This window comes from Paenibacillus sp. AD87, from assembly GCF_001659845.1.
Taxonomy (GTDB): domain Bacteria; phylum Bacillota; class Bacilli; order Paenibacillales; family Paenibacillaceae; genus Paenibacillus; species Paenibacillus marchantiae.
The window spans coordinates 5,171,938-5,194,573 of sequence record NZ_LXQN01000007.1; the positions used below are offsets into that span (position 1 = coordinate 5,171,938).

The 22,636-nt window shown below is 46.4% G+C and carries 16 protein-coding genes, 11 tRNA genes and 2 rRNA genes; 5 read left to right on the forward strand and 24 right to left on the reverse strand.

The features are described 5' to 3' along the window. Positions 1-8 precede the first annotated feature (8 nt). Positions 9-788 (forward strand): PHP domain-containing protein, encoded by a 780-nt coding sequence (locus gpAD87_RS22790; protein WP_064640671.1) that lies wholly within the window; start codon positions 9-11, stop codon positions 786-788. A gap of 89 nt (positions 789-877) precedes the next feature. Here the strand turns inward: gpAD87_RS22790 and gpAD87_RS22795 are convergent, their stop codons facing one another. Then, positions 878-1,321 (reverse strand): VOC family protein, encoded by a 444-nt coding sequence (locus gpAD87_RS22795; protein WP_064640672.1) that lies wholly within the window; start codon positions 1,319-1,321, stop codon positions 878-880. 88 nt (positions 1,322-1,409) lie between these two features. On the opposite strand from gpAD87_RS22795, the gene gpAD87_RS22800 reads away from it, so the two are divergent. Continuing rightward, on the forward strand, positions 1,410-2,414 hold the full coding sequence (locus tag gpAD87_RS22800) for a helix-turn-helix transcriptional regulator (protein WP_064640673.1): 1,005 nt from the start codon (positions 1,410-1,412) through the stop codon (positions 2,412-2,414). A 105-nt stretch (positions 2,415-2,519) separates the two neighbouring features. On the opposite strand, the gene gpAD87_RS22805 is transcribed toward gpAD87_RS22800, so the two are convergent. Beyond that, complete coding sequence (locus gpAD87_RS22805) at positions 2,520-3,713, reverse strand: MFS transporter (protein WP_064640674.1); 1,194 nt, start codon at positions 3,711-3,713, stop codon at positions 2,520-2,522. Between the two features lie 160 nt (positions 3,714-3,873). Between gpAD87_RS22805 and gpAD87_RS22810 the strand changes: the two genes are divergently transcribed. Both gpAD87_RS22810 and gpAD87_RS22815 read left to right on the forward strand, forming a co-directional pair. Continuing rightward, complete coding sequence (locus gpAD87_RS22810; protein ID WP_064640675.1) at positions 3,874-4,755, forward strand: LysR family transcriptional regulator; 882 nt, start codon at positions 3,874-3,876, stop codon at positions 4,753-4,755. A 22-nt stretch (positions 4,756-4,777) separates the two neighbouring features. After that, complete coding sequence (locus gpAD87_RS22815; RefSeq protein WP_064640676.1) at positions 4,778-5,452, forward strand: VOC family protein; 675 nt, start codon at positions 4,778-4,780, stop codon at positions 5,450-5,452. A gap of 43 nt (positions 5,453-5,495) precedes the next feature. Here gpAD87_RS22815 and gpAD87_RS22820 read toward each other — a convergent pair whose 3' ends face one another. Beyond that, complete coding sequence (locus gpAD87_RS22820) at positions 5,496-5,861, reverse strand: MerR family transcriptional regulator (protein ID WP_064640677.1); 366 nt, start codon at positions 5,859-5,861, stop codon at positions 5,496-5,498. Between the two features lie 129 nt (positions 5,862-5,990). Here gpAD87_RS22820 and gpAD87_RS22825 point away from each other — a divergent pair, with 129 nt between their 5' ends. Beyond that, positions 5,991-6,641, forward strand: a complete 651-nt coding sequence (locus tag gpAD87_RS22825; protein ID WP_064640678.1) for a nitroreductase family protein — start codon at positions 5,991-5,993, stop codon at positions 6,639-6,641. Positions 6,642-7,007: 366 nt separating this feature from the next. On the opposite strand, the gene glmS is transcribed toward gpAD87_RS22825, so the two are convergent. The 21 genes from glmS to gpAD87_RS22930 all read right to left on the reverse strand — a co-directional run. Beyond that, positions 7,008-8,840, reverse strand: coding sequence for a glutamine--fructose-6-phosphate transaminase (isomerizing) (gene glmS, locus gpAD87_RS22830; protein WP_063567048.1), 1,833 nt, complete (start codon positions 8,838-8,840; stop codon positions 7,008-7,010). A gap of 244 nt (positions 8,841-9,084) precedes the next feature. Further along, positions 9,085-9,252, reverse strand: coding sequence for a hypothetical protein (locus gpAD87_RS22835; RefSeq protein WP_170867960.1), 168 nt, complete (start codon positions 9,250-9,252; stop codon positions 9,085-9,087). A gap of 330 nt (positions 9,253-9,582) precedes the next feature. Then, a complete protein-coding gene (gene glmM, locus gpAD87_RS22840; RefSeq protein WP_064640679.1) occupies positions 9,583-10,923 on the reverse strand; it encodes a phosphoglucosamine mutase in 1,341 nt (446 codons plus the stop codon). A 74-nt stretch (positions 10,924-10,997) separates the two neighbouring features. After that, positions 10,998-12,479 carry a CdaR family protein gene (locus tag gpAD87_RS22845; protein WP_064640680.1) on the reverse strand — a complete coding sequence of 494 codons (1,482 nt, stop codon included), beginning with the start codon at positions 12,477-12,479 and terminating at the stop codon, positions 10,998-11,000. Beyond that, positions 12,472-13,311 (reverse strand): diadenylate cyclase CdaA, encoded by an 840-nt coding sequence (gene cdaA / locus gpAD87_RS22850; protein ID WP_063567044.1) that lies wholly within the window; start codon positions 13,309-13,311, stop codon positions 12,472-12,474. The genes gpAD87_RS22845 and cdaA overlap by 8 nt, the downstream gene beginning before the upstream one ends. Positions 13,312-13,735: 424 nt before the next feature. Next, positions 13,736-14,350, reverse strand: a complete 615-nt coding sequence (locus gpAD87_RS22855) for a zf-HC2 domain-containing protein (protein WP_063567043.1) — start codon at positions 14,348-14,350, stop codon at positions 13,736-13,738. A 135-nt stretch (positions 14,351-14,485) separates the two neighbouring features. Next, complete coding sequence (gene sigW, locus gpAD87_RS22860) at positions 14,486-15,052, reverse strand: RNA polymerase sigma factor SigW (RefSeq protein WP_017692117.1); 567 nt, start codon at positions 15,050-15,052, stop codon at positions 14,486-14,488. 254 nt (positions 15,053-15,306) lie between these two features. Further along, positions 15,307-18,099: a phosphoenolpyruvate carboxylase gene (gene ppc, locus gpAD87_RS22865; RefSeq protein ID WP_064640681.1), complete on the reverse strand. Its 2,793-nt coding sequence runs from the start codon at positions 18,097-18,099 to the stop codon at positions 15,307-15,309. A gap of 575 nt (positions 18,100-18,674) precedes the next feature. After that, positions 18,675-18,745, reverse strand: a tRNA-Gly gene (locus gpAD87_RS22870). A gap of 9 nt (positions 18,746-18,754) precedes the next feature. Beyond that, positions 18,755-18,828: transfer RNA gene (locus gpAD87_RS22875), tRNA-Pro, on the reverse strand. Between the two features lie 16 nt (positions 18,829-18,844). Beyond that, a tRNA-Arg gene (locus gpAD87_RS22880) sits at positions 18,845-18,921 on the reverse strand. A 20-nt stretch (positions 18,922-18,941) separates the two neighbouring features. After that, positions 18,942-19,016: transfer RNA gene (locus gpAD87_RS22885), tRNA-Gly, on the reverse strand. Between the two features lie 8 nt (positions 19,017-19,024). Further along, positions 19,025-19,106 (reverse strand) — tRNA-Leu (locus gpAD87_RS22890). 10 nt (positions 19,107-19,116) lie between these two features. Beyond that, a tRNA-Lys gene (locus tag gpAD87_RS22895) sits at positions 19,117-19,189 on the reverse strand. Positions 19,190-19,205: 16 nt separating this feature from the next. Beyond that, positions 19,206-19,280 (reverse strand) — tRNA-Gln (locus gpAD87_RS22900). A 10-nt stretch (positions 19,281-19,290) separates the two neighbouring features. Continuing rightward, positions 19,291-19,366 (reverse strand) — tRNA-Val (locus gpAD87_RS22905). Between the two features lie 122 nt (positions 19,367-19,488). Continuing rightward, positions 19,489-19,560: transfer RNA gene (locus tag gpAD87_RS22910), tRNA-Glu, on the reverse strand. A gap of 10 nt (positions 19,561-19,570) precedes the next feature. Then, positions 19,571-19,643 (reverse strand) — tRNA-Thr (locus gpAD87_RS22915). A gap of 3 nt (positions 19,644-19,646) precedes the next feature. Further along, positions 19,647-19,722: transfer RNA gene (locus tag gpAD87_RS22920), tRNA-Asn, on the reverse strand. Positions 19,723-19,806: 84 nt separating this feature from the next. Further along, positions 19,807-19,923: ribosomal RNA gene (rrf, locus tag gpAD87_RS22925) — 5S ribosomal RNA — on the reverse strand. Between the two features lie 80 nt (positions 19,924-20,003). Then, positions 20,004-22,636 (reverse strand): 23S ribosomal RNA (locus gpAD87_RS22930); the annotation flags it as partial.

Genomic DNA, 22,636 nt, shown 5'->3' on the forward strand with positions numbered 1-22,636 from the left:
TGTCTTCTATGCGCATTGATCTTCATACACACGGCAAATTATCCAAAAACTCTGATTTCTCGGTCGATTACTTCACCGAAATGGTCAACGAAGCCAAAGCAAGCGGGCTCGAAGCCCTCGCGCTTACCGAACATTTTAACACTCGCAACTTCTACGAGGTCTACGAGACGCTGGATCGTCTTTATCCATACAACGGAGAGTACTACGATGCAGATGGACTGCGCATTTTTCCCGGCATGGAAGTGGATATTCAGGAGACAGGACATATTTTGCTGGTGGGTCAAAAAGAACATATCCTTGCCGTCCGCAGCGGCCTGGAGCAATATACAGCCAAAGGTTCATTCATTCCTTTTGCTGAGCTGATGGATATGGCCGAAGCCTGGCCGCTTCTCAAAATTGGCGCACACCCTTTCCGCGAGTCCACCCCACTGTATCAGTTGGACCGTGATTTATTGGGACGTCTAGACGCTTTTGATCTGAACGCCAAGGATATGTACCAATACGGCATCGAGACGTGCCGTGGGCAGGTTGAACCATTCGCCCAGTCCCTCGGTAAACCCGTCACTGCCGGAAGCGATACCCACCAGTGCCTGCAATACGGTAGTCTGTTCAATGTGCTGGATCGTCCATGTGCATCAGTTGCCGAGCTCAAAGAGCAAATTCTCGCTGGTACGTACAGCATCGAAATATCCAACGATCTTCCTCTCCGTGTCAAAGCTTCCGTTATGCTGAAGAAAGTGATGAAACGTCTTGCCAAGCTGGAAGCTACCCGTTTGCAAAAAGTATAGGGAAAAGAAGATCACAACTTCTAAAGAATTCAAAATGAGCCCAAAGGATATACATCCTCCAGGCTCATTACGGATTCACTTTTACCTAATTAAAAATCATGCACCGTCACACAAAGCTGAATCACGATTCCGAACGGATCACGGACGATTCCATACCCCGGACTAAACTCGTTTTGCTCATAAGGCACCAACACCTTAACCTGCTCATGTTGTACCAGCGAATTATACAGCTCCGTCATCGTACTTTTATCTTTCGATTGAATGCATAATGACGTGCTGTTTCCCAGCTGCCACGGTCGACCCGTATCCATTTCTTCCTCAGCAATCATCAATTTATTTACCCCTATCTGGAGTACCGAATGTGTAATATATTCATCCTGTCCTTCAGGATACTCAAACCCCGGATTCATTTCCTTCATCTCTTTGTAATTTTTCTTGAATAACACATTAGCCCCCAGGTACTTCTCATAAAAAGCAATGGCTGCCGCAGCATCACCATTCATCGACAGAAACGGGATCACTTCAAAATTCATTTGTATTGCCTCCTTCGTTTGATTGGATTACACTGTTTACTATAACGAAAAAAGGTGCCAATCTATGGCACCGTTGAGAGGTTTTTTTATGAAAAAATCAGAACGCATGAACCAGATGCTGCGCTTTATCAATCAAAAACAACACTTCACCCTGCAAGATCTCATGCAGGAGTTTCAGATATCCAAGAGAACCGCATTACGAGACATCGCGTCATTGGAGGAAATCGGTGCTCCCATTTATGCCGAGTATGGACGTTATGGGGGATATCGTTTGCTTCAGCAAATGCAGCTGCCACCCATTTCATTTAATACAAGTGAGCTTCATGCCCTCTACTTTGCCATGCAGGCATTGCGCAGCTTTACCAACCTGCCCTTTCAGATCTCTTTTCGTTCCATTCACGAGAAGTTTCTAAGTGCCTTATCCGAAAACCAGAGACAGGATATTGAACAAATCCAGCATCGGGTCTCTTTTCGACACACCGAGCAAATCCGGGATAGTGAGCATTTAGAGTTTCTATTAATGGCCGCTGTACAGAATATAGTGATACAGATTACGTATCACTATATTCGCAGTAGTAGCAGTAACCCAGATACCAGCTCAAATCCCGATAAAACTAAGCCCAGCATACGCACCATTCAGCCAATCGCCCTCTATGCCATGAAAGGCTACTGGTATTGTCAGGCGTATGATCTCGATAAACAGGCGTACCGTGTGTTCCGATGTGACCGGATCACCTCATCCGAGGCGACAGATATCGAACCTATACCACATATTAATGAACTCAATCTACAGGATGCCCACTCGTTATGGAAACCATCAGAGAACGCTATCCCATTCAAATGTCTGATCAATGAAGCCGGGGTTGAGCTGTTCCAGCAAGAACAGTTTCCATCCATGCAACTTATCACCGAATCCGGAACTGATACTGGACAAACTGGATACGCCTATTTAGTCGGGTCGTATGAATTCCATGAGCTTGAGTTCATCATTCGCTATATCGCAAACTTTGGCAAGTCCATCAAGATCATGGAGCCTGAAACCTTAAAGGAATCCTTAAGACAGCACTATCTGGATTTACTCGACCATGTTTAACTACCGCCACCAACTAACCATTTGCAATGTGTGCCCGCAACAGGAACCAGCATGAAGGTGATACCTCCAGAGACCTCATTGCACATCGATATCTATCTTTTTTCGTCAAACTCTGGACTCTGATTTATGATGAACCGCTGGAGAGCTTTTTTTATTGCCTATCGCCAACTGAACTATGATTTGCAGCACGATGATTATAGCCAGACCATAGAACGCTTGGACAAAACTGCCCGTGGTATCATGGAGCCAACCGATCGCCAGTGGACCGAGAGCCCCCAGAATGTAACCGCCCGATTGGGTCATGGCTGACCAAGCGCTGGCTTCCTGAGCGTTATTCGTCTCATCAATGGGCAGCATAAGAGCGATCGGGAATAGTCCCCCGGCCCCAATGCCGAGTGGGATCGCGGCCAGCCAAGGACTGACGGACAGGTTCAGCATTAAGACTCCTATCAACTCCATTAACGCACATCCAACAAGCCAGAATACACGTCTTTGGTAACGGTGAACGAGCATTGGAATGAATAACGTAGACGGCAATGAAATTAACGTAAATAACGTTTGGATGCTGCCGGCAGTCTCTTTCGTATATCCCTGGCTCTGGATCGCAGGCGCAAGCCATGCAGTCAATGAATAGAAGATTGCTGCCATCAGTCCGAAGAACAACGTCAGCACCCATGCTCGACTATTTTTCACTGGAAGAGCTTCAACATTCACAGCTGAAACCTGCCCGGATTGTCGATCCTTTCGTGCTGACAAGGCTAATTTTATCCAGATCGGCAAAGCAATGACGGCGAGCAATGCCCACATCGCTAATGATCCCTTCCACGAACCCCCCAGGAGATTTTGAAGGGGAACCGATAATCCAACGCTAATGCTAGCCCCCACGACCATAGCTGTAGAGTAGATCCCCACCATGGCAGCAACTCGTGTAGGGAAGTACTGCTTGATAAAGCTGGACAACAACGGACCAGCCAATGCAATCCCAACACCGGATAGAAATGAAGTAAACATCATCAGAGGCGTTGCACCCACGAACAACCGCAATGCCGTACCTATTCCAATGAGGATTAAAGCCAAAACGATCGCACCTTCATTCCCCCACCTCCTGCTTAGCTTTACGGAAAATGGAGCGAATATACCCATACATAATACGGGAAGCGTGGTTAACAGACTTGCAGTAATTCCGCTAATACCCAGATCACTTTGTATGGTACTCATTAGTGGAGAAATGGATGTAATGGGTGGTCGCAAATTCAATGAAGCCAGAATAAGTGCCAGAACGATATAAAACAGTTTCACTATAGATCACCTCATGTATGTTATATAGTTGCATTCACTATTGATCCAGGCTGTAGATCTTTTTGTGGTGCAAGACTAGTATAGAAGCATTATAATGATTGAACAATACAATAGTTTCTATTAAAATGATTATAAAAATCAATGATTAGAGGGAATGCATATGGAAATCCGTCAAATGGAGAACTTTATCGTCGTTTGTGAGGAACTCCATTTCACACGTGCAGCAGATAAAATTGGCATTTCTCAACCTACTTTGAGCCAACAGATTCGAGCGTTGGAGGATGAGTTGGGTGTTCCCTTGTTCGACCGGGTGGGTAAAAAGATTGTGATGACGCAGGCGGGAACGCTATTTCTGGAGCACTGTGTACAAATGGTTCGGCATTTACAGAATACCCAAGATGCATTAGCTGAATTCCGCAATGATCAGCGAGGCAAGCTGGTGATTGGAGTCCTACCGTCCGATTTGGACTACCGTCTTACTCCATTGCTCGTTAATTTTCATGCCCATTTTCCCAAGGTGAAATTAAAGGTTGTTTCTTCGATTTATGTATTGAATCAAGTGTTGGATAACGAAGTCGACATCGGCATCGAGCTTACTTCGATTTCTGATGACCGTCTTATACGCATTCCTTTGTGCAGCGAAGAATACGTACTCGTCGTTTCGGAGAATCACGCTTGGGCTGAACGAAATGAGATTGGGATTAAAGAACTGCGCGATATTCAGACCGTAATGTTCCCGGAAGGGTTCACAGGCAGAGAACTGGTTGATGGCTATTGCCGGAAATATGGTTTCACCTTGAATACAATTATGGAGACAAGTTCGGCAACCTCCATTATTAGTCTGGTCAAAGCTAACGTTGGCGGTACGATACTGCCCTATCCACTGATCAAGGCAATGAATGAACCGACACTACGCATCATCCGAATCACGGACGATGCCCCTTACCGTCACTTTGAGATCATTCATCGGTCCGACCGTTACCTGACCCAATCTGCCAAAGCATTTATTGAGAAAACCATTGATTATTTTAATCAAGGATAAGATCAGAGGGAGAGTGACTTGAATGCAAATAAAAGAGGTTAACTTGTTCACAGGTCAAATGGAGGCCATGAAGCAGTTTTACGGTACGTTATTGGAGTTGGAGCTACTGGAGGAGAGTACATCGTCCGTATCGCTTCGCACAGGAAATTCGGTCCTTTCATTTCAGCAAGCTCCTGGTCAGGAAGAGCCCTTTTATCATGTCGCATTTACGATTCCGACAAACCAACTCGCTGAAGCCAAGAAGTGGGTTCAAGATCGAAATATTCCTTTGCTTTCCAAGGACGATAAAGATGAGTTCTATTTTCCCTACTGGGATGCAACAGCTTTCTATTTCTATGACCCGAGTGGTAATTTGATGGAGTTCATTGCTCACCATTCGTTAGATAATGCAGTCGAAGAGGACTTTGATTCTAGGCAGCTTCTATGCATTAGCGAGATTGGCCTGCCTGTCGAAGATGTACCCGGTACCATAATCAAAATGAATGGACAGTATCACCTTGAACCCTTTGCCGGAGACGGAAAGCAATTTGCCCCCATCGGTGACGCAGAAGGCATGTTTATTGTAATCGATAAAGAGATGCCCTGGTTCCCAGACGGACGTATGCCCGGCGTTTTTGCCACTGAGGTGAAGGTTGCAACGGGGCAACCCGGTAGTCTACGTATACAGGATGGTCTGTATTCCATTGTTTCGATTTGATGTTAGAGTGTACTGAATGAAAAGCTCAAGAGGGACGTGCGGCTCAATACTTACCAAAACCATCCTCACAAGTGATATCCGCCTTAAGAATATCGTACAGATTTTGTTTGGAATTCTCTAATTTTTTCTGTGCATCTTCAATTTCTGTTATTTTCGCTAGGATAATGCTCGCTTGTTCATTACTTGAAAATCCCTGTTTAGAGATCATAGATTGGATCTCATGGATCGTAAAACCAACAGCTAAACATTGTTTAACTACATCCAGATGCTGAATAATGCTCTCGGCATATATCCGATAGTTATTTTGATCTCTCAGCATATGTTCATCCGTGATAATACCTATCTTCTCATAATAACGAATAGTGGATATCGGAAGGTTTACACTCTTGGCTACTTCACTAATTTTCATATGGATCGCCCTCGTTTCTTTTTCTTGCTATAAAGTATACTTCATAGTTTACAATCCTCATAGTGAGACGAATTGAGGTAATCCCATAACCCACTCTCACCAATATCAGATATGAGGAGAGATATCCATATGAATACAATTACTGGCCAATTCAACAAAACAAATGATTTTGATACCATCGTCTTGGAGCGCCATTCCGTTAAAGTCTATGACCCTGAAGTCAAAATCAGCCGCCAGGAGATGACCGAGATACTGGCGAAAGCTTCACGTGCCCCTTCGGCGATTAACATGCAACCGTGGCGTTTTCTTGTCATCGACAGTGCTGAAGGCAAAGAGAAGCTTGCACCACTAGCCTCTTTTAACCAGACACAGGTACTAACGTCCTCGGCTGTCATTGCCGTGTTTTACGATGCCAATAACGTTGAATACATGGAAGAGATTTTCAGTAAATCAGTGGAACTTGGATACATGCCACAAGACATCATGGATATGCAAATGCAGCAGGTAAAACCTTATTATGCGAACATAAACGCATCCGAACTACGTGATATTAATCTCATTGACTCAGGTCTCATATCCATGCAACTCATGCTCGTTGCCCGTGCTCATGGCTATGATACCAACCCTATGGCCGGTTATGACAAAGGCAAGATCGCTGAAGCCTTCGGCTTGGATAAAGAGCGTTTCCAGCCCGTCATGTTGATCTCCATAGGTAAAGCAGCCAAAGATGGCTATCCTTCCTATCGTCTCCCGGTTGAAACGATTACGACTTGGGCGTAAGCAACAATAAATTTCAACACGAACATGCCAATGGAGAACTCTATTTATGAGCATCATTTTTAGACTCATTTCAAATTATCCTGTTGCTCGTGGGCATTACCAGTTAGAAATTAATCGTGTAGAGAGTCATTACTTTCATTCGAAAAATAGATAAAATCTCTGTGCGGTCCTTATAACCAGAGTGCTTACCCTATGGACTTGGCTTCAGTCAAAGGATTTCACAAATGTGCCCTCCACTGATTTCGACATAGGAACTTTAACGTTAGATTCATAATGGAAAGGTTCATAACAAAAAAGGTCCTAATGACAACTGTCATCAGGACCCTTTTTAATTAAACTTAAATATTATAAGAATTTAACAATCCCTTACTCTACCGTTACGCTTTTCGCCAGGTTACGTGGTTTATCCACATCGTGACCCAGTGCCAGGGAAGCGTAGTATGCAAGCAATTGCAATGCTACAACGGACAGAGCCGGGCTAAGCAGTGGCAGCGTCTTAGGAATTGCAAACGCTTGGTCAACGGATTTCAACAATGGTGCTACGTGCTCTTCGTACGTAATTGCCAGTACGTCTGCGCCACGTGCTTTCACTTCTTTGATGTTGCTCACGGTTTTCTCCAGAACGTTCTCCTGCGTTGCCAGAGCAATGACAGGGATACCGTCCTCGATCAATGCGAGCGTACCATGTTTCAACTCACCCGCAGCATACGCTTCGGAGTGAATATAAGAGATCTCTTTCAGTTTCAACGATCCTTCTTGTGCTACTGCATAATCCAGACCGCGGCCGATGAAGAAGAGATGTTCATGTTTGGAGATTTGCTCTGCATATCCTTTAATAGCTTCCGCTTGCTCCAGCATGGATTCAACTTGCTCAGGCAATGCTTGCATTGCTGCCAGCATGTGAGCAATCTCTTCTGCTGTTTGCGTGCCACGAACTTGTGCAAGGTACAGACCCAGCAGGTTGAACGCGATCAACTGCGAAGTATACGCTTTGGTAGAAGCTACTGCAATTTCCGGTCCTGCCAGTGTTGCAATTACATCGTCCGCATCACGTGCAATGGAGCTACCTACAACGTTAGTGATGGCGAGTACATGTGCACCATTTGACTGTGCTTCACGCAGTGCAGCAAGTGTATCAGCCGTTTCACCGGATTGGCTCACCACGATCACAAGTGTATCTTTGCTTACGATCGGGGAACGATAGCGGTATTCGGAAGCAACATCTGTTTCTACCGGAATACGTACCAGTTGCTCGATTACAGTACGTCCAACCAGACCTGCATGGTACGCTGTACCACATGCAATGATTTGAACGTTACGGATATTTTTGATTTGTTCTTCAGTCATTTTCAACTCAGGAAGTTGAACCTTTTTGCTTTCATTGTCGATGCGACCCAGCATTGTATCACGGTATGCTTTTGGTTGCTCATGAATTTCTTTCAGCATGAAGTGCTCGAATCCGCCTTTTTCTGCGGTTACAGCATCCCAATCGACACGAATCATTTCCCGAGAAATAAAGTTACCTTCAATCGTCATTAATTCGACAGCATCATGTGTCAATACAGCCATTTCACCATCATTCAGAATGTACACGTTACGTGTATGTTCCAGAATTGCCGGGATGTCGGAACCAATGAAGTTCTCGCCTTCACCAATACCAATAATCAATGGGCTTGCTTGACGCACAGCTACGAGTTTCTCAGGCTCATGCTCTGTCAATACACCCAGTGCGAATGCGCCACGCAACAACGTGATCACTTTTTGCACTGTTTTAACGATATCACCATTGTATTCACGTGCGATCAGGTGAGAAATAACCTCAGTATCTGTCTCGGAAGTGAACGTGTGACCTTGAGCCATCAATTCGTCCTTCAGATCCAGGTAGTTCTCAATAATACCGTTATGCACAACAGAGAACTTCTGGCTTCCATCCGTGTGTGGATGAGAGTTCTCATCCGATGGTTTACCATGAGTTGCCCAACGTGTGTGTCCGATTCCGGCATTACCTACCAGTGGTGCACCATCCAGCTTAGCTTCAAGGTTCGCAAGACGACCAAGAGCTTTCGTGATTTGTAGACCTTCCGGTGTGAATACCGCGATACCTGCAGAATCATAACCACGATACTCAAGTTTCTTCAATCCTTCGACCAATACCGACTGAGTGTTCTTATTACCAATATATCCAACAATACCGCACATAGTTTATTTCCTCCGATTGTATATGAATACTGTGTCACGAAGAGAAACAGGCTGGCACGGCATATCGAAAAAATGAAAATGATTGCCTAACGTATCATGAAAACTTTCAATTATTCAATTATCAATGATCAGAGCAGCCTCTTGCCGCTCCGCAGTCATAAGCTGTTATTAGATGCAATCATGAATGTACATCATTTTCCCGTCCGCGCACTGTTCACGCTCTTCGCGCACATTCATTTGAATTTTAGTTGAATCTTGCACCTACCGGCGCGTTGTGTGGACAGTCACCCATCCATTTTCCGCAATCCGGTTCACGGCTCTGGTGCATCACCGGGAGGTCCCCGCCGAACAATCCGAACACCTCCACCTCGTCAGCTTGATTGCCGTCGATCTTGCTCAGTAGCATCTTCATTATTTCAAGATTCATACCGATCAAAATCCTTCCCGCGCAACTTCAAGCTCTGGCGCTTGTGTAACTAGTACCTTACGATCCTCACTTTCTGTGTCTGAATGACGACTCCACTCATTATATGCACGTCAGGTTCATTTTGCAATGGAGCAAAGTACCTGTGACAATTTCGGCATATTTACCCACAATCCCGACCGGATAAACAGACCCATGGTCTCACTAGGCCGGGACGTAGGAATATGGGTTTGTATGGCATAAACCCTGTTAGATTAAACCTTATGAGACAGTGATTCCCTTGATACAACCGTGTTTGGAAGGCCTATAGATCAGGTCCTATACCAGTTCTTTTTGCACAACATCTGCAATTTGAGATACGAATTGTTCAAGTTCATCCTTATCTGGTCCTTCCGCCATAACGCGAATCAGGGATTCGGTCCCGGACGCACGAACGAGTACACGTCCATTATCGCCCAGATGCTGCTCCACTGTAGCAATGGCTTGCTCAATCGCCGAATTGCCCTCGTATTTGCTCTTATCTTCAACGCGCACGTTCACCAATACTTGTGGATACTGGGTCATCAGCGCCTTAAGTTCACTCAGTTTTTTACCGGAAGCTTTCATCGTGTCCACGAGCTGAATCGCTGTCAGCATGCCGTCGCCTGTTGTATTGTAATCCAGGAAAATAACATGACCGGATTGCTCTCCACCCAGGTTATAACCCCCACGGCGCATTTCTTCCATCACATAACGGTCACCCACGGCAGTCTTTGCTGTTTTCAGTGCCAGTTTCTCCGTTGCTTTGTAGAATCCGATGTTACTCATTACGGTAGATACCACAGTGCTGTCTTTCAACTTACCTGCGCGATTCATCGCATCACCACAGATGCACAGAATGAAGTCACCATCAACCTCAGCTCCTGTCTCGTCAATCGCAATCAGACGATCCGCATCCCCGTCAAAAGCAAGGCCCAGATCCGCATTATGTTTCAGCACCTCTTGTTTCAAATGCTCCGGGTGAGTTGATCCGCATTGCTCATTGATATTCAGGCCGTTAGGCTCAGCGCCAATGGCAATGACTTCTGCACCAAGTTCTCTGAATAATTTGGGTGCCAGCTCATAAGCTGCTCCGTTAGCACAGTCCAGAACAATTTTGAGTCCTGAGAACGATTCATTTACCGTTGTTTTCAGGTAGTCCAAATAGCGATAACGGGATTCTTCATCCACAATTACGGTTCCCAAACCACCACCCACAGGGCGCGGCAATTGATCCGTTTCTGCATCCATCAATTCTTCGATCCGGTTCTCCGTCTCATCCGACAGTTTGAAGCCATCTCCCCCAAAAAATTTAATTCCGTTATCCTCAACCGGATTGTGGGAAGCCGAGATCATTACCCCTGCATCAGCTTTCAGCAGACGAGCAATATACGCCACTCCAGGAGTGGATACAACGCCCAGACGAATTACATCGGCGCCAATGGACAGCAAACCTGCAACCAGTGCGGATTCCAGCATAAGCCCCGAGATTCGGGTATCCATACCGATAACCACTTTTGGTCTTTCCACACCACCAGCAAGTACATAACCACCACAACGTCCGATGCTGTAAGCCAGCTCCGCCGTTAACTCTTTATTGGCAACACCTCTTACGCCGTCTGTACCAAAATATTTCCCCATGATCTAACTCCTTCTATTCGCATCATATAAGAGCATAAACGTTATTTTTAAAATTCTAATCTGAACATTTTCTTTTACGGATTGGAGCCACTATTACTGCTACCACTGTTATTGGAGTTACCTCGACTGGTATTCCCCTGCTGGTTCTGCTCCTGATTGTCCGTATTCGATTCTGTTTCTTCTTCTCCAGGAGCAGTTTCGGTATCCCCATTCTCGACTTCGGCTGGTGAAGGATCAGGCCCCACCGTCCCTTCATCATTCGGATCTTCGCCAGGAGCAACCGTCGTATCATCAGCCTTTTCGCTAATTTTGACGGTAGCGCTCAGATCAACTGATGATTCATCCAGTTTGGCAAACCGAGGCAAGTCAGCCTCAAGCTTTATTTCATGCGTACCTACCGCAAGTCCAGCAAGATCCGCAGTCAACTTGATATCATCGCTACTTAGACCTTCAAGCATCGTTGAAGAACCTCTAAGCGTAATATTCAAGCCGCCACTTTTGGGAGTAACCAGTGTCCCTTCCAGCCCGTTTCCCGCGCCAGTAAGCGTAATGGGTACGTTCGGAAAGACTTTGGTCGTCTCCTGAAGCTCATCATAAGGCGATACCGTCACCTTAAGCTGAATCGAACTAGGCTCGATTTTCTCAAAACCGGGCGGCGGCGTCAAGTCCACGTTAACTGTCGACGTCCCTGCCTCATCGAACTGTGTAAGATCAAGGGTTACTTGGTCGTAGGACTGTATACCCGCAAGCGCATCCTCTGTTCCGTAAACCGAGACTTCTTTCACGCTTGGCTCAACCGTGGAGAGCACCATTCCCTCCGGCAACTGTCCCGAATATTTGATTCTTAAGGGCACAGTTGTATAGGGCTGACTGACAGGAATACGGACTTCTACGGTTTCTGGTGTAACAATCGCATTTTCAATGACCTTGCCTTCCGCATCATATGCCTGAAGCTTCACTTTTTTCTGCGTCACGTCATCCTTCGCATCTTTCACACTCACACTGCCCTGAACCTTCGCTACGGCGTCAAGCTGCCCTTCCGGCAGAGTTACCTTAACTGGACCTGAAGGTTCAACAACGGGCGTTCCAGCGTTATATCCGGCGGATGGTTCTCCTTCGGGTACAATATTCACATTGAAGGATTTGGTGCCCAATTTCTCCACGTTGACCGTAACCATGGAAGGCTCCATGCTGACTACCTCAACCCCGGAAGGCAGATCGGGTACTAGCGGTAACGTATTGGACCCATCTTTCACCTGACTAAGATCCACTAGCACCTTATAATCATCATTCGTAAAAATCGAAGTTAACATCGAACGCTGCCCTTTAATCTCCAGACGTACCTCATCCGTACTTAATGAAGTAAGTACATAGGAGTTACTGTCGAGTCCATAAGGCTGAACAGGCACAGTACGCTCCACAACCTTATTAGTTGTCCCTGTCGTGATCGTTGGCGTAGTTGGTACTTCATCCAGATGTATCATGAACCAGAGCAACAAACTCACCGCTAAAGCGAGAATCTTGGCAAAATTGTTGTTATTGAACCATTTATCCATTTTTACGTCCCCCCTTCCGTTTCCAGAAGGTAGTCCAACCATTCTTTTTAGTCAGATTGGATGTTGGACGCAGTTCTTCGTACAGTTTGGCAATCAATGATTCTTCCTTAATATCACGAACAACCTGTCCATTCATCGCAAGCGACACTTGTCCCGTCTCCTCCGAAACAACCAAACAGATCGCATCTGCAACCTCGGTAATCCCAATTGCTGCACGGTGACGCGTTCCTAGCTCTTTGCTAATAAACGGATTCTCGGACAAAGGCAAATAACAGGCTGCCGCCGAAATCTGTTTGCCCTGTATAATGACGGCTCCATCATGGAGCGGTGTATTCGGAATAAAAATGTTAATCATCAGCTCTGAGCTAACCAGAGATTGCATCTGAATGCCGGACTCCGTGTAATCGTTCAGACCTGTTTCTCGTTCAAATACAACCAGTGCACCAATTTTACGTCGTGACAAATAATTTACGGACTTAATAATCTCACCAATTAAAACCGTTAATTCTTCATCACTTGCTGCTGCCGAGCGTCCAAACAGTTTACCTCTACCCAATTGCTCCAGACCACGGCGCAGTTCCGGTTGAAAGATAATAAAGACCGCAACGACACCAAACGTAAACATCTGGTTCATCAGCCATTTGAGCGTATAGAGATTTAGCCACGTACTTAGTGCCCAGATCACTACAAGGAACAGAATACCTTTAAGCAGCTGAACCGCACGGGTACCCCGCACAAGCAAAATCAATTTGTACATAATATAGGTAACGATCAATATATCGATAACGTCCTTAATGGACTCTTTCCACGTTAAGTCAGCAAAATAGTTCATAAGCCAGCCCCCGCTATCCCCATTGATGAGTAAACCCTGCTCTCATATTAACCCATTAGGATTTAATTAATCCTTTATCGCATTTGCATAATCCATTCAGACTCACTCTCAGGTACAAAAGTTGGCCAGAAACGAGCACTCTGATCTAACCAGCGTAAAGACGAACAGAATCATTTCCATCTATATTTTGCTGATTGAAAGACACTCTTTGGATTTATGCAAAAAGCTTATCTATATGTAGTAGTATGTTCTCTTTAGTATCTAGGTTATAACGTTAACGTTCATGTTGCAAGTTACGGGAGTCACAAACTGCGCATAAACAACACAAATCCCATAAATTACAAAGTTATCAGATAAAAAAAGAGTACCCCAGCAATCTGGAGGTACCCTGCTTGGTATATACCATTGAAGAATTTACCCTGTTTTAGCGATAAGCCACTTCATTTACCATATTGGTTATTTTGTACCAGAACCAGTCCAGCGCCTGATCAATACTTTTCACCTGACCGGAAATATGTGCCGTTGAAGCCTGATACAACTGTCCGTCGATGACCGTTAGATTGCCATTTACATCACCGTACACCTGAGCAGTTCCATTCTCTATCGTAAGATCGCCAGCAATGGACTTGCCCTCCGGAACAATAACCGTGTTTCCTTCAATCACGATCTGGTCCAGATTATTTCCCTTAACGACCATTTCGTTATTCTGATTCCAGAAATTCCAGGCGCTAAAGAGCATCACGACCAAAAAGAAGGCTGCCGCCGTCAGCGCGGGATGTCCTTTGACCCATTTGAGCCATATTTGCTGTCTCTTGGGCTGGGGCAGAGCATTCATAATTCGATTGGTCAGCTCATCCGAGGCAGACGGTGAATAGTGTTTCATGGCAAAGAGTAGCATTTCCGTCTGTTCCAACTCTTTAAAGCGCATGCGACAATCCGGACAGGTCACAAGGTGACTTTTCAGTTCAACCTTCTGGGCCGGGGACAACGACTCATCCAAACATTCATGCATTAAAGAGACGGCCGAGTTGCAATCCATATGAGAGCCAATCCTTTCTTAGATCACTTAGTCCTTGCATCGCCAAAAAGCACGCATAAGACTTGCATACATTACATACGTATCCGTTTCGGATATGTTTCAAATAAATTCGCCCAAAATAAAGACGTTTTACATTTACAACTTATACTCCAGTTTTTTACGCAAAAAATCACGCCCGCGATGAACACGAGTCTTAATCGTTGTTACGGGCATACCCGTCACATCACTGATTTCCTGTAGCGACAAGTCCTGTAAATATCTCAAAATCATGACTGATTTATACTTGGCCGGCAAACTGTCAATCGCTTCACGGATTAGTGTCTGTGTTTCAGACAAAAGTGCTTCACTCTCTGGTGTACGATCATCGCTTGGAAGCATCGCATAACCATCAGATCCTTCCTGATCATTCAGTTCTGCATCCAATGAATAAGAAGGTTTTTTCCGCCGTAAGCGGTCAATACACAGATTGGTTGCAATCCGGTATATCCAGGTTGAGAACTTCTGGTTCGGATCATACTTCTCCATATTGCGAAACACACGCAAAAACGTCTCCTGTACAACGTCTTCGGCTTCATGACGATTGTTCAGCATCCGGTATGCCAGATGAAACAGCTTGTCCTTGTATAATTCAACGATTTCTGCAAAGGCCCGCTGGTCACCCTTCAGTACCAGCTTAACAAGCCTGTTCTCCAAATTGTCCACCCTTATTCCCCCAGACATGCTGATGGGTCTTCCGCCTTCTGATACCCGTCCACACTTGTAATTCACCAATCAAATCGTAAATCAACTTTGGTCAAAAATCAAGACTGTGCCGGAAAATATCCGCCAAAAACAGTAAAAACGGGAACTCCCGAAGGAGTCCCGTTTCATCTCTCACTCAAGCTGAGGAAAGAATTAAGCTTTTACTATCTATACGGCTGGAAAATTCACTTCATATATTTTAAGCAGATTAACGATCAACCCGTATTCCGAAGTCCTGCTGCAATGCCGTTAATCGTAAGCAACACTTCACGCAGTAACTCTGTGTCATCCTCGCCACGCTCACGCATATCTCTGAGCTCACTCAGTAGTTGGACCTGCATGTAGGACAAAGGATCGACATACGGATTACGAAGTCGGATCGACTCTTGAATCACCGGTACATCATCCAGAATTTCAGCTTCTCCGGTAATTTTCAGAATCAGCTCTTTGGTGAGCTTGAATTCCGATTCAATCTGACCATAGATGCGATCACGTGCTTCCTCATTGGAAGTCATAGCCGAGTATTCCTTCGCAATGACTAGATCCGCTTTGGCAACAGCCATCTGCACCGTATCAATTAGTGTACGGAAGAATGGGAAGTTTTCATACATTTCTTTCAGGACAACCAGATTTTCTTCTTTATCCTGATAGTAACTTTGCAGTCCCGTTCCTGCCGCATACCATGCGGGAAGCAGATAACGACTTTGGGTCCAGGCAAATACCCAAGGAATCGCTCTCAGATCCTCGAACTTGTCGCTGTTTTTCCGTTTGGATGGACGTGAACCAATATTCAGTTCCCCAACCTCAGGTAGCGGTGTCGATTCCTTGAAGAAAGTAAAGAAGTCTGGATCACGGAAAATGAGATCCTGGTATTTCGTCAGAGATACTTCGGAAATATCTTTGATGATGCTGTCCCACTGACGCTCTGATTCCGACTCTTGCGGCTCCAGACCGTTTAGTGCAGCTGTAATCAAAGCCGATGTAGCCTGTTCAAGACTGCGGTATGCAATTCCCTGAAGGGAATAACGGGAAGAGATAACCTCACCCTGCTCTGTAATCTTGATTCCTCCACCAATGGTGTGTGGTGGTTGAGCAAGAATACTGCGGTTGAGAGGCATGCCTCCACGTCCGAGCGCCCCACCTCTACCATGGAAGAACTTCAGCTTAACGCCGTGTTTATTACCAACAGCGGTGATAGCATTCATCGCCACGCGCAGCTCCCAGTTGGCTGTAACCACTCCGCCATCCTTGTTGCTGTCCGAGTAACCCAACATGATTTCATGCAGTTCATTCCGTCCACTCACACTTGCGCGATATACCGGAAGGTTGAACAGCTTCTCCATAATTTCCGAAGCGGCATGAAGATCATCAATCGTTTCAAACAATGGAACCGCTTGAAGCGTAGATACTACTTCACCGTTATGTTCTTTGCGGAACAAACCTACTTCTTTAGCAAATACCATAACCTCAAGCAGGTCACTTGCCCCTTGGGTCATACTAATCAGGTAGCTTGTGATACAACCGGCCCCAAACTCGCTCTGAGCACGCTTGATCGTACGGAATACGTCCAGACACTCTTTGGTCCCCTCTGTGTATTGGTGATAAGGGGAAGTCAACGGACGAGGATCATCCAGCAAACGAGCCAGTAAATCGATTTTGCCATCTTCCGTCAAACGAGCATAATCTTCTACGATGTTCATCTTGGCCAAAATCTCTGACATCGCATTTTCATGCTCTTTGCTGTGCTGACGCACATCCAATGCAGCTGTATGGAAACCGAACAACTCCACTTGACGAATCATTTTGCGAATGGTCGTATCCGCTACATAGTCTGCAAAGTGATGACGAAGGCTGCGATCGATAATCATCAGATCATCCATCAGTCCTTGAGCGCTGTCATAGCGATCAGGCTGTCCTACTTTGTTCTCATCCAGGACATTGTTCAGCTTGGCAATCATATATGCCAATTTAATACGATATGGCTCTTTTTCATTCCGCCACATATCCACTTTTTTCAATGTTACACAACTACGGTCTTGCTCAATCGACTGTACCAGCTCATCCGATACGTGGATGATGTTCGTACTGAAGCTGAGATGTCCCATAAGTTCAATCATAATCCGTTGATACTCACGTAAAGCGAGCTTACGCTGCATCAACAGTGTCTGCCATGTTACATCTGAAGTTACCGAAGGATTTCCATCCCGGTCTCCACCGATCCAGGAACCGAACCGCAAATACGTCGGCACATGCCAGTCATGGTCAGGATAAAATTTATTCAGGCAGCGTTCAAGCTCCTGGTATACATCCGGAAGTACATGGAACAACGTTTCATGAAAGTAATACATTCCGTTCCGTACTTCATCAAGCACAGTCGGTTTACGGTCACGAAGCTCATCAGTCTGCCATAGTGTAATGACTTCGTTCAGCAGCTTCTCCCGCAACTGTTCACGTTCACGCAACGTCAGCGTAGGATTATCAAGTGACATGACATCTTCGGATATCCGTTTGTGGATGTCCAGTATAACCCGACGCATGGCTTCGGTTGGATGAGCTGTCATCACCAATTCCAGCGATAACTCGTCTAGAATATCCTCTACTTCCGTGTGAGACAGTCCGCGTTCCTTCAGATCTTGTACTGCTTTTTCAATCGATCCTGGCTGCACAGCGTCCCCTGCAGAACGTTCATAATCCCGTTTACGCCGGATCCGATGGTTTTGTTCAGCAATGTTAACTAATTGAAAATAAATCGCAAAAGCTCGAATCACCTGATGGCGATTTTCCGAGTCTAATTCCTGGATCATCGTTTTGAACTCTGCATAAAGTTCTGGCAAGAACTCTGCACGCAACGATTTGCTCGTTTCCCGAATCTTCTCAACGATATCTAGAAGCTCCGTGCCTCCTTGATGGACAAGAACTTCTCCGAGTATATTGCCCAGGAACCGCACGTCTCGCCGAAGCAGGTTGTTGGATTGGCTTTTGCTGGCGGTTACCATAGTTTCAGTCATGCTTATCCTCCCATCTGATCGTTCCATTCGTACACGTAAATTTGACACCTTCATAACATCATACAATAAAATGGTACGAAAATCTTTATTTTTCTACTAGTAAAAATGGGGATTTACCCTGATTTACAGCACAAAAACACGCTTTATTATTCATTTTCTTGTTCTGCTTCGATTAATGGTCAAATGCTGTCGCATGATACCTTTTTCACGTACTTTTCATTACTCGAATAACTCATACCTATTCTAAATTTTTCATAAATATACAGTTAGACTGGGAATGTTTGTTGTACCTGAATCGATTCGTATCTGCATGATTTCCATTGTTACAAACCAGACGAAACATAAAGAAACATGACCGGCAAAGCAAGCTTTTGTATACTTTATCACAGTGACGCAATAAATTAAAGAGTGTATTTATAATTTTTTGATTCTTTTAGCAGAATTTAATGAAGGAGTTCGGAGGTATTCTTTCACTTAACAAACGAATATAGAGGAGATTGGTATTATTAATGAGGTGTTGTTTCTATGAAAAAAACAAAAGCCTCTGTATACAGAGGCTTTCTAATGAAACATGAAGCGGGTGATGGGAATCGAACCCACGCTATTAGCTTGGAAGGCTAAAGTTCTACCATTGAACTACACCCGCAAATAAAAATCGGGATGACACGATTTGAACATGCGACCCCCTGGTCCCAAACCAGGTGCTCTACCAAGCTGAGCTACATCCCGATACTTATGAAAATAATGGCGCGCCCTGAGAGATTCGAACTCCCGGCCTTTTGATTCGTAGTCAAACGCTCTATCCAGCTGAGCTAAGGGCGCATATAAAACTTTAAAAAGATTGGAGCGGACGATGGGAATCGAACCCACGACCCTCGCCTTGGCAAGGCGATGCTCTACCGCTGAGCCACGTCCGCAAAACCTATGCGCGTGGAGGGACTTGAACCCCCACGTCGTGAAACGCTAGATCCTAAGTCTAGTGCGTCTGCCAATTCCGCCACACGCGCATGTGAAAAGTGAGTCATGAAGGGCTCGAACCTTCGACACCCTGATTAAAAGTCAGGTGCTCTACCAACTGAGCTAATGACTCAAACTAAAAATTAAAATGGCTGGGGATATAGGATTTGAACCTATGCATGACGGAGTCAAAGTCCGTTGCCTTACCGCTTGGCTAATCCCCATTAAGTTAAGTGGTGGAGGCTGAGGGGATCGAACCCCCGACCCTCTGCTTGTAAGGCAGATGCTCTCCCAGCTGAGCTAAGCCTCCATCCTATGACCCGTAGGGATACTCTCACTTCGTTCGAGACTGCGAAGCCATTGCTAACGAAGTTTATCCTCCGACGAACCTTTGGGATTCTCATCCCTTTTTTAAGCTAATAAATATAGCTATGACCCGTAGGGGATTCGAACCCCTGTTACCTCCGTGAAAGGGAGGTGTCTTAACCCCTTGACCAACGGGCCCCATTTCCAAAGCTCTCAACCGGGATCGAACCGGTGACCTCATCCTTACCATGGATGCACTCTACCTACTGAGCTATGAGAGCAAATGGCTCCCCGAACAGGGCTCGAACCTGTGACAACTCGATTAACAGTCGAGTGCTCTACCAACTGAGCTATCAGGGAATAATATGCATTTGCAGTGCAAATGCAATTCATCATACAACGTTAACATGCAGAGCCTGTTTTCTATGTAGGATGAAAGAGTTCGCTTGGCGGCGTCCTACTCTCCCAGGACCCTGCGGTCCAAGTACCATCGGCGCTAGAGGGCTTAACGGTCGTGTTCGGGATGGGTACGTGTGGAACCCCTCCGCCATCGCCACCAAACGCATAGCATAGCTTACATTCAGAGTTTATTCTCTGAAAACTAGATCCGAAACGAAATGTGCGATTTACAACTTGCATATTTGGATAAGCCCTCGACCGATTAGTACTGGTCAGCTCCATGCATTGCTGCACTTCCACCCCCAGCCTATCTACCTCGTCGTCTTCAAGGGGTCTTACATACTGGGAAATCTCATCTTGAGGGGGGCTTCACGCTTAGATGCTTTCAGCGCTTATCCCTTCCGTACATAGCTACCCAGCGGTGCTCCTGGCGGAACAACTGGTACACCAGCGGTACGTCCATCCCGGTCCTCTCGTACTAAGGACAGCTCCTCTCAAATTTCCTACGCCCACGACAGATAGGGACCGAACTGTCTCACGACGTTCTGAACCCAGCTCGCGTACCGCTTTAATGGCGAACAGCCCAACCCTTGGGACCTACTTCAGCCCCAGGATGCGATGAGCCGACATCGAGGTGCCAAACCTCCCCGTCGATGTGGACTCTTGGGGGAGATAAGCCTGTTATCCCCAGGGTAGCTTTTATCCGTTGAGCGATGGCCCTTCCATGCGGTACCACCGGATCACTAAGCCCGACTTTCGTCCCTGCTCGACTTGTAGGTCTCGCAGTCAAGCTCCCTTATGCCTTTGCACTCTTCGAATGATTTCCAACCATTCTGAGGGAACCTTTGGGCGCCTCCGTTACTCTTTAGGAGGCGACCGCCCCAGTCAAACTGCCCACCTGACACTGTCCCCGCACCGGATTACGGTACCAGGTTAGAACCTAGATACGATCAGGGTGGTATCCAACGGTGCCTCCACGCAAGCTGGCGCTCACGTTTCAAAGGCTCCCACCTATCCTGTACAGATCGTACCCAAATTCAATATCAAGCTGCAGTAAAGCTCCATGGGGTCTTTCCGTCTTGTCGCGGGTAACCTGCATCTTCACAGGTATTAAAATTTCACCGGATCTCTCGTTGAGACAGCGCCCAAGTCGTTACGCCATTCGTGCGGGTCAGAATTTACCTGACAAGGAATTTCGCTACCTTAGGACCGTTATAGTTACGGCCGCCGTTTACTGGGCTTCGGTTCACAGCTTCGGATTGCTCCTAACCGCTCCCCTTAACCTTCCAGCACCGGGGCAGGCGTCAGCCCGTATACTTCGCCTTACGGCTTCGCACAGACCTGTGTTTTTGCTAAACAGTCGCTTGGGCCTTTTCACTGCGGCCCCCTCGTGCTATTCACACTACCGGGGCACCCCTTCTCCCGAAGTTACGGGGTCATTTTGCCGAGTTCCTTAACGAGAGTTCTTCCGCGCGCCTTAGAATTCTCTTCTCGCCTACCTGTGTCGGTTTGCGGTACGGGCACCATCACCTGGCTAGAGGCTTTTCTTGGCAGTGTGAGATCATGACCTTCGCTACTATAATTTTCGCTCCCCATCACAGCCCAGCCTTAACGATGTGCGGATTTGCCTACACATCAGCCTCACTGCTTAGACGGACATCCATCAGTCCGCGTCACTACCCTGCTGCGTCCCCCCATTGCTCATAACGGCTTACGGTGGTACAGGAATTTCGACCTGTTGTCCTTCGACTACGCCTTTCGGCCTCGCCTTAGGTCCCGACTTACCCTGAGCGGACGAGCCTTCCTCAGGAACCCTTAGCTTTCGCGGATCAGATTCTCACTGATCTTTTCGTTACTCATACCGGCATTCTCACTGTGGTATAATGTCCAGCGCTCCTTACGGTACACCTTCAACCCTTATACAACGCTCCCCTACCCCTGATGCAAAGCATCAAGCCATAGCTGTCGGTGGTGTGTTTAGCCCCGTTACATTTTCGGCGCAGAGTCACTCGACCAGTGAGCTATTACGCACTCTTTCAATGGTGGCTGCTTCTAAGCCAACATCCTGGTTGTCTGTGCAACTCCACATCCTTTCCCACTTAACACACACTTGGGGACCTTAGCTGATGGTCTGGGCTGTTTCCCTTTTGACAATGGATCTTAGCACTCACTGTCTGACTCCCGGAAGTAAGTCTATGGCATTCGGAGTTTGACTGAGCTTGGTAACCCTTGCGGGCCCGCACCCAATCAGTGCTCTACCTCCACGACTCTGTTTTCCGAGGCTAGCCCTAAAGCTATTTCGGGGAGAACCAGCTATCTCCGAGTTCGATTGGAATTTCTCCGCTACCCCCCACCTCATCCCGCATTTTTCAACATGCGTGGGTTCGGGCCTCCAGTGCGTGTTACCGCACCTTCACCCTGGACAGGGGTAGATCACCCGGTTTCGGGTCTACGTCCACGTACTATGTCGCCCTATTCAGACTCGCTTTCGCTGCGGCTCCGGCTCTTCACCTTAACCTTGCACGGGAACGTAACTCGCCGGTTCATTCTACAAAAGGCACGCCATCACCCCTAAAACGGGCTCTGACTTTTTGTAAGCACACGGTTTCAGGTTCTATTTCACTCCCCTTCCGGGGTGCTTTTCACCTTTCCCTCACGGTACTGCTTCACTATCGGTCGCTAGGAAGTATTTAGCCTTGGCAGATGGTCCTGCCGGATTCATACGGGGTTTCACGTGCCCCGCACTACTCGGGATACATCTCGGAGAGAAACCAACTTTCAAGTACAGGGCTTTTACCTTCTTTGGCGGGTTTCCAGACCTCTTCGTTTAACCGGTTCCTTTGTAACTCCATGTGAGATGTCCCACAACCCCAAA

Bases quoted from the DNA above. Each gene is read 5' to 3' on its own strand.
- gpAD87_RS22790 (WP_064640671.1), top strand. From the start codon at position 9: ATGCGCATTGATCTTCATACACACGGCAAATTATCCAAAAACTCTGAT.
- gpAD87_RS22795 (WP_064640672.1), bottom strand. From the start codon at position 1,321: ATGAATTTTGAAGTGATCCCGTTTCTGTCGATGAATGGTGATGCTGCG.
- gpAD87_RS22800 (WP_064640673.1), top strand. From the start codon at position 1,410: ATGAAAAAATCAGAACGCATGAACCAGATGCTGCGCTTTATCAATCAA.
- gpAD87_RS22810 (WP_064640675.1), top strand. From the start codon at position 3,874: ATGGAAATCCGTCAAATGGAGAACTTTATCGTCGTTTGTGAGGAACTC.
- gpAD87_RS22815 (WP_064640676.1), top strand. From the start codon at position 4,778: ATGCAAATAAAAGAGGTTAACTTGTTCACAGGTCAAATGGAGGCCATG.
- gpAD87_RS22820 (WP_064640677.1), bottom strand. From the start codon at position 5,861: ATGAAAATTAGTGAAGTAGCCAAGAGTGTAAACCTTCCGATATCCACT.
- gpAD87_RS22825 (WP_064640678.1), top strand. From the start codon at position 5,991: ATGAATACAATTACTGGCCAATTCAACAAAACAAATGATTTTGATACC.
- glmS (WP_063567048.1), bottom strand. From the start codon at position 8,840: ATGTGCGGTATTGTTGGATATATTGGTAATAAGAACACTCAGTCGGTA.
- gpAD87_RS22835 (WP_170867960.1), bottom strand. From the start codon at position 9,252: ATGAAGATGCTACTGAGCAAGATCGACGGCAATCAAGCTGACGAGGTG.
- glmM (WP_064640679.1), bottom strand. From the start codon at position 10,923: ATGGGGAAATATTTTGGTACAGACGGCGTAAGAGGTGTTGCCAATAAA.
- gpAD87_RS22845 (WP_064640680.1), bottom strand. From the start codon at position 12,479: ATGGATAAATGGTTCAATAACAACAATTTTGCCAAGATTCTCGCTTTA.
- cdaA (WP_063567044.1), bottom strand. From the start codon at position 13,311: ATGAACTATTTTGCTGACTTAACGTGGAAAGAGTCCATTAAGGACGTT.
- gpAD87_RS22855 (WP_063567043.1), bottom strand. From the start codon at position 14,350: ATGGATTGCAACTCGGCCGTCTCTTTAATGCATGAATGTTTGGATGAG.
- ppc (WP_064640681.1), bottom strand. From the start codon at position 18,099: ATGACTGAAACTATGGTAACCGCCAGCAAAAGCCAATCCAACAACCTG.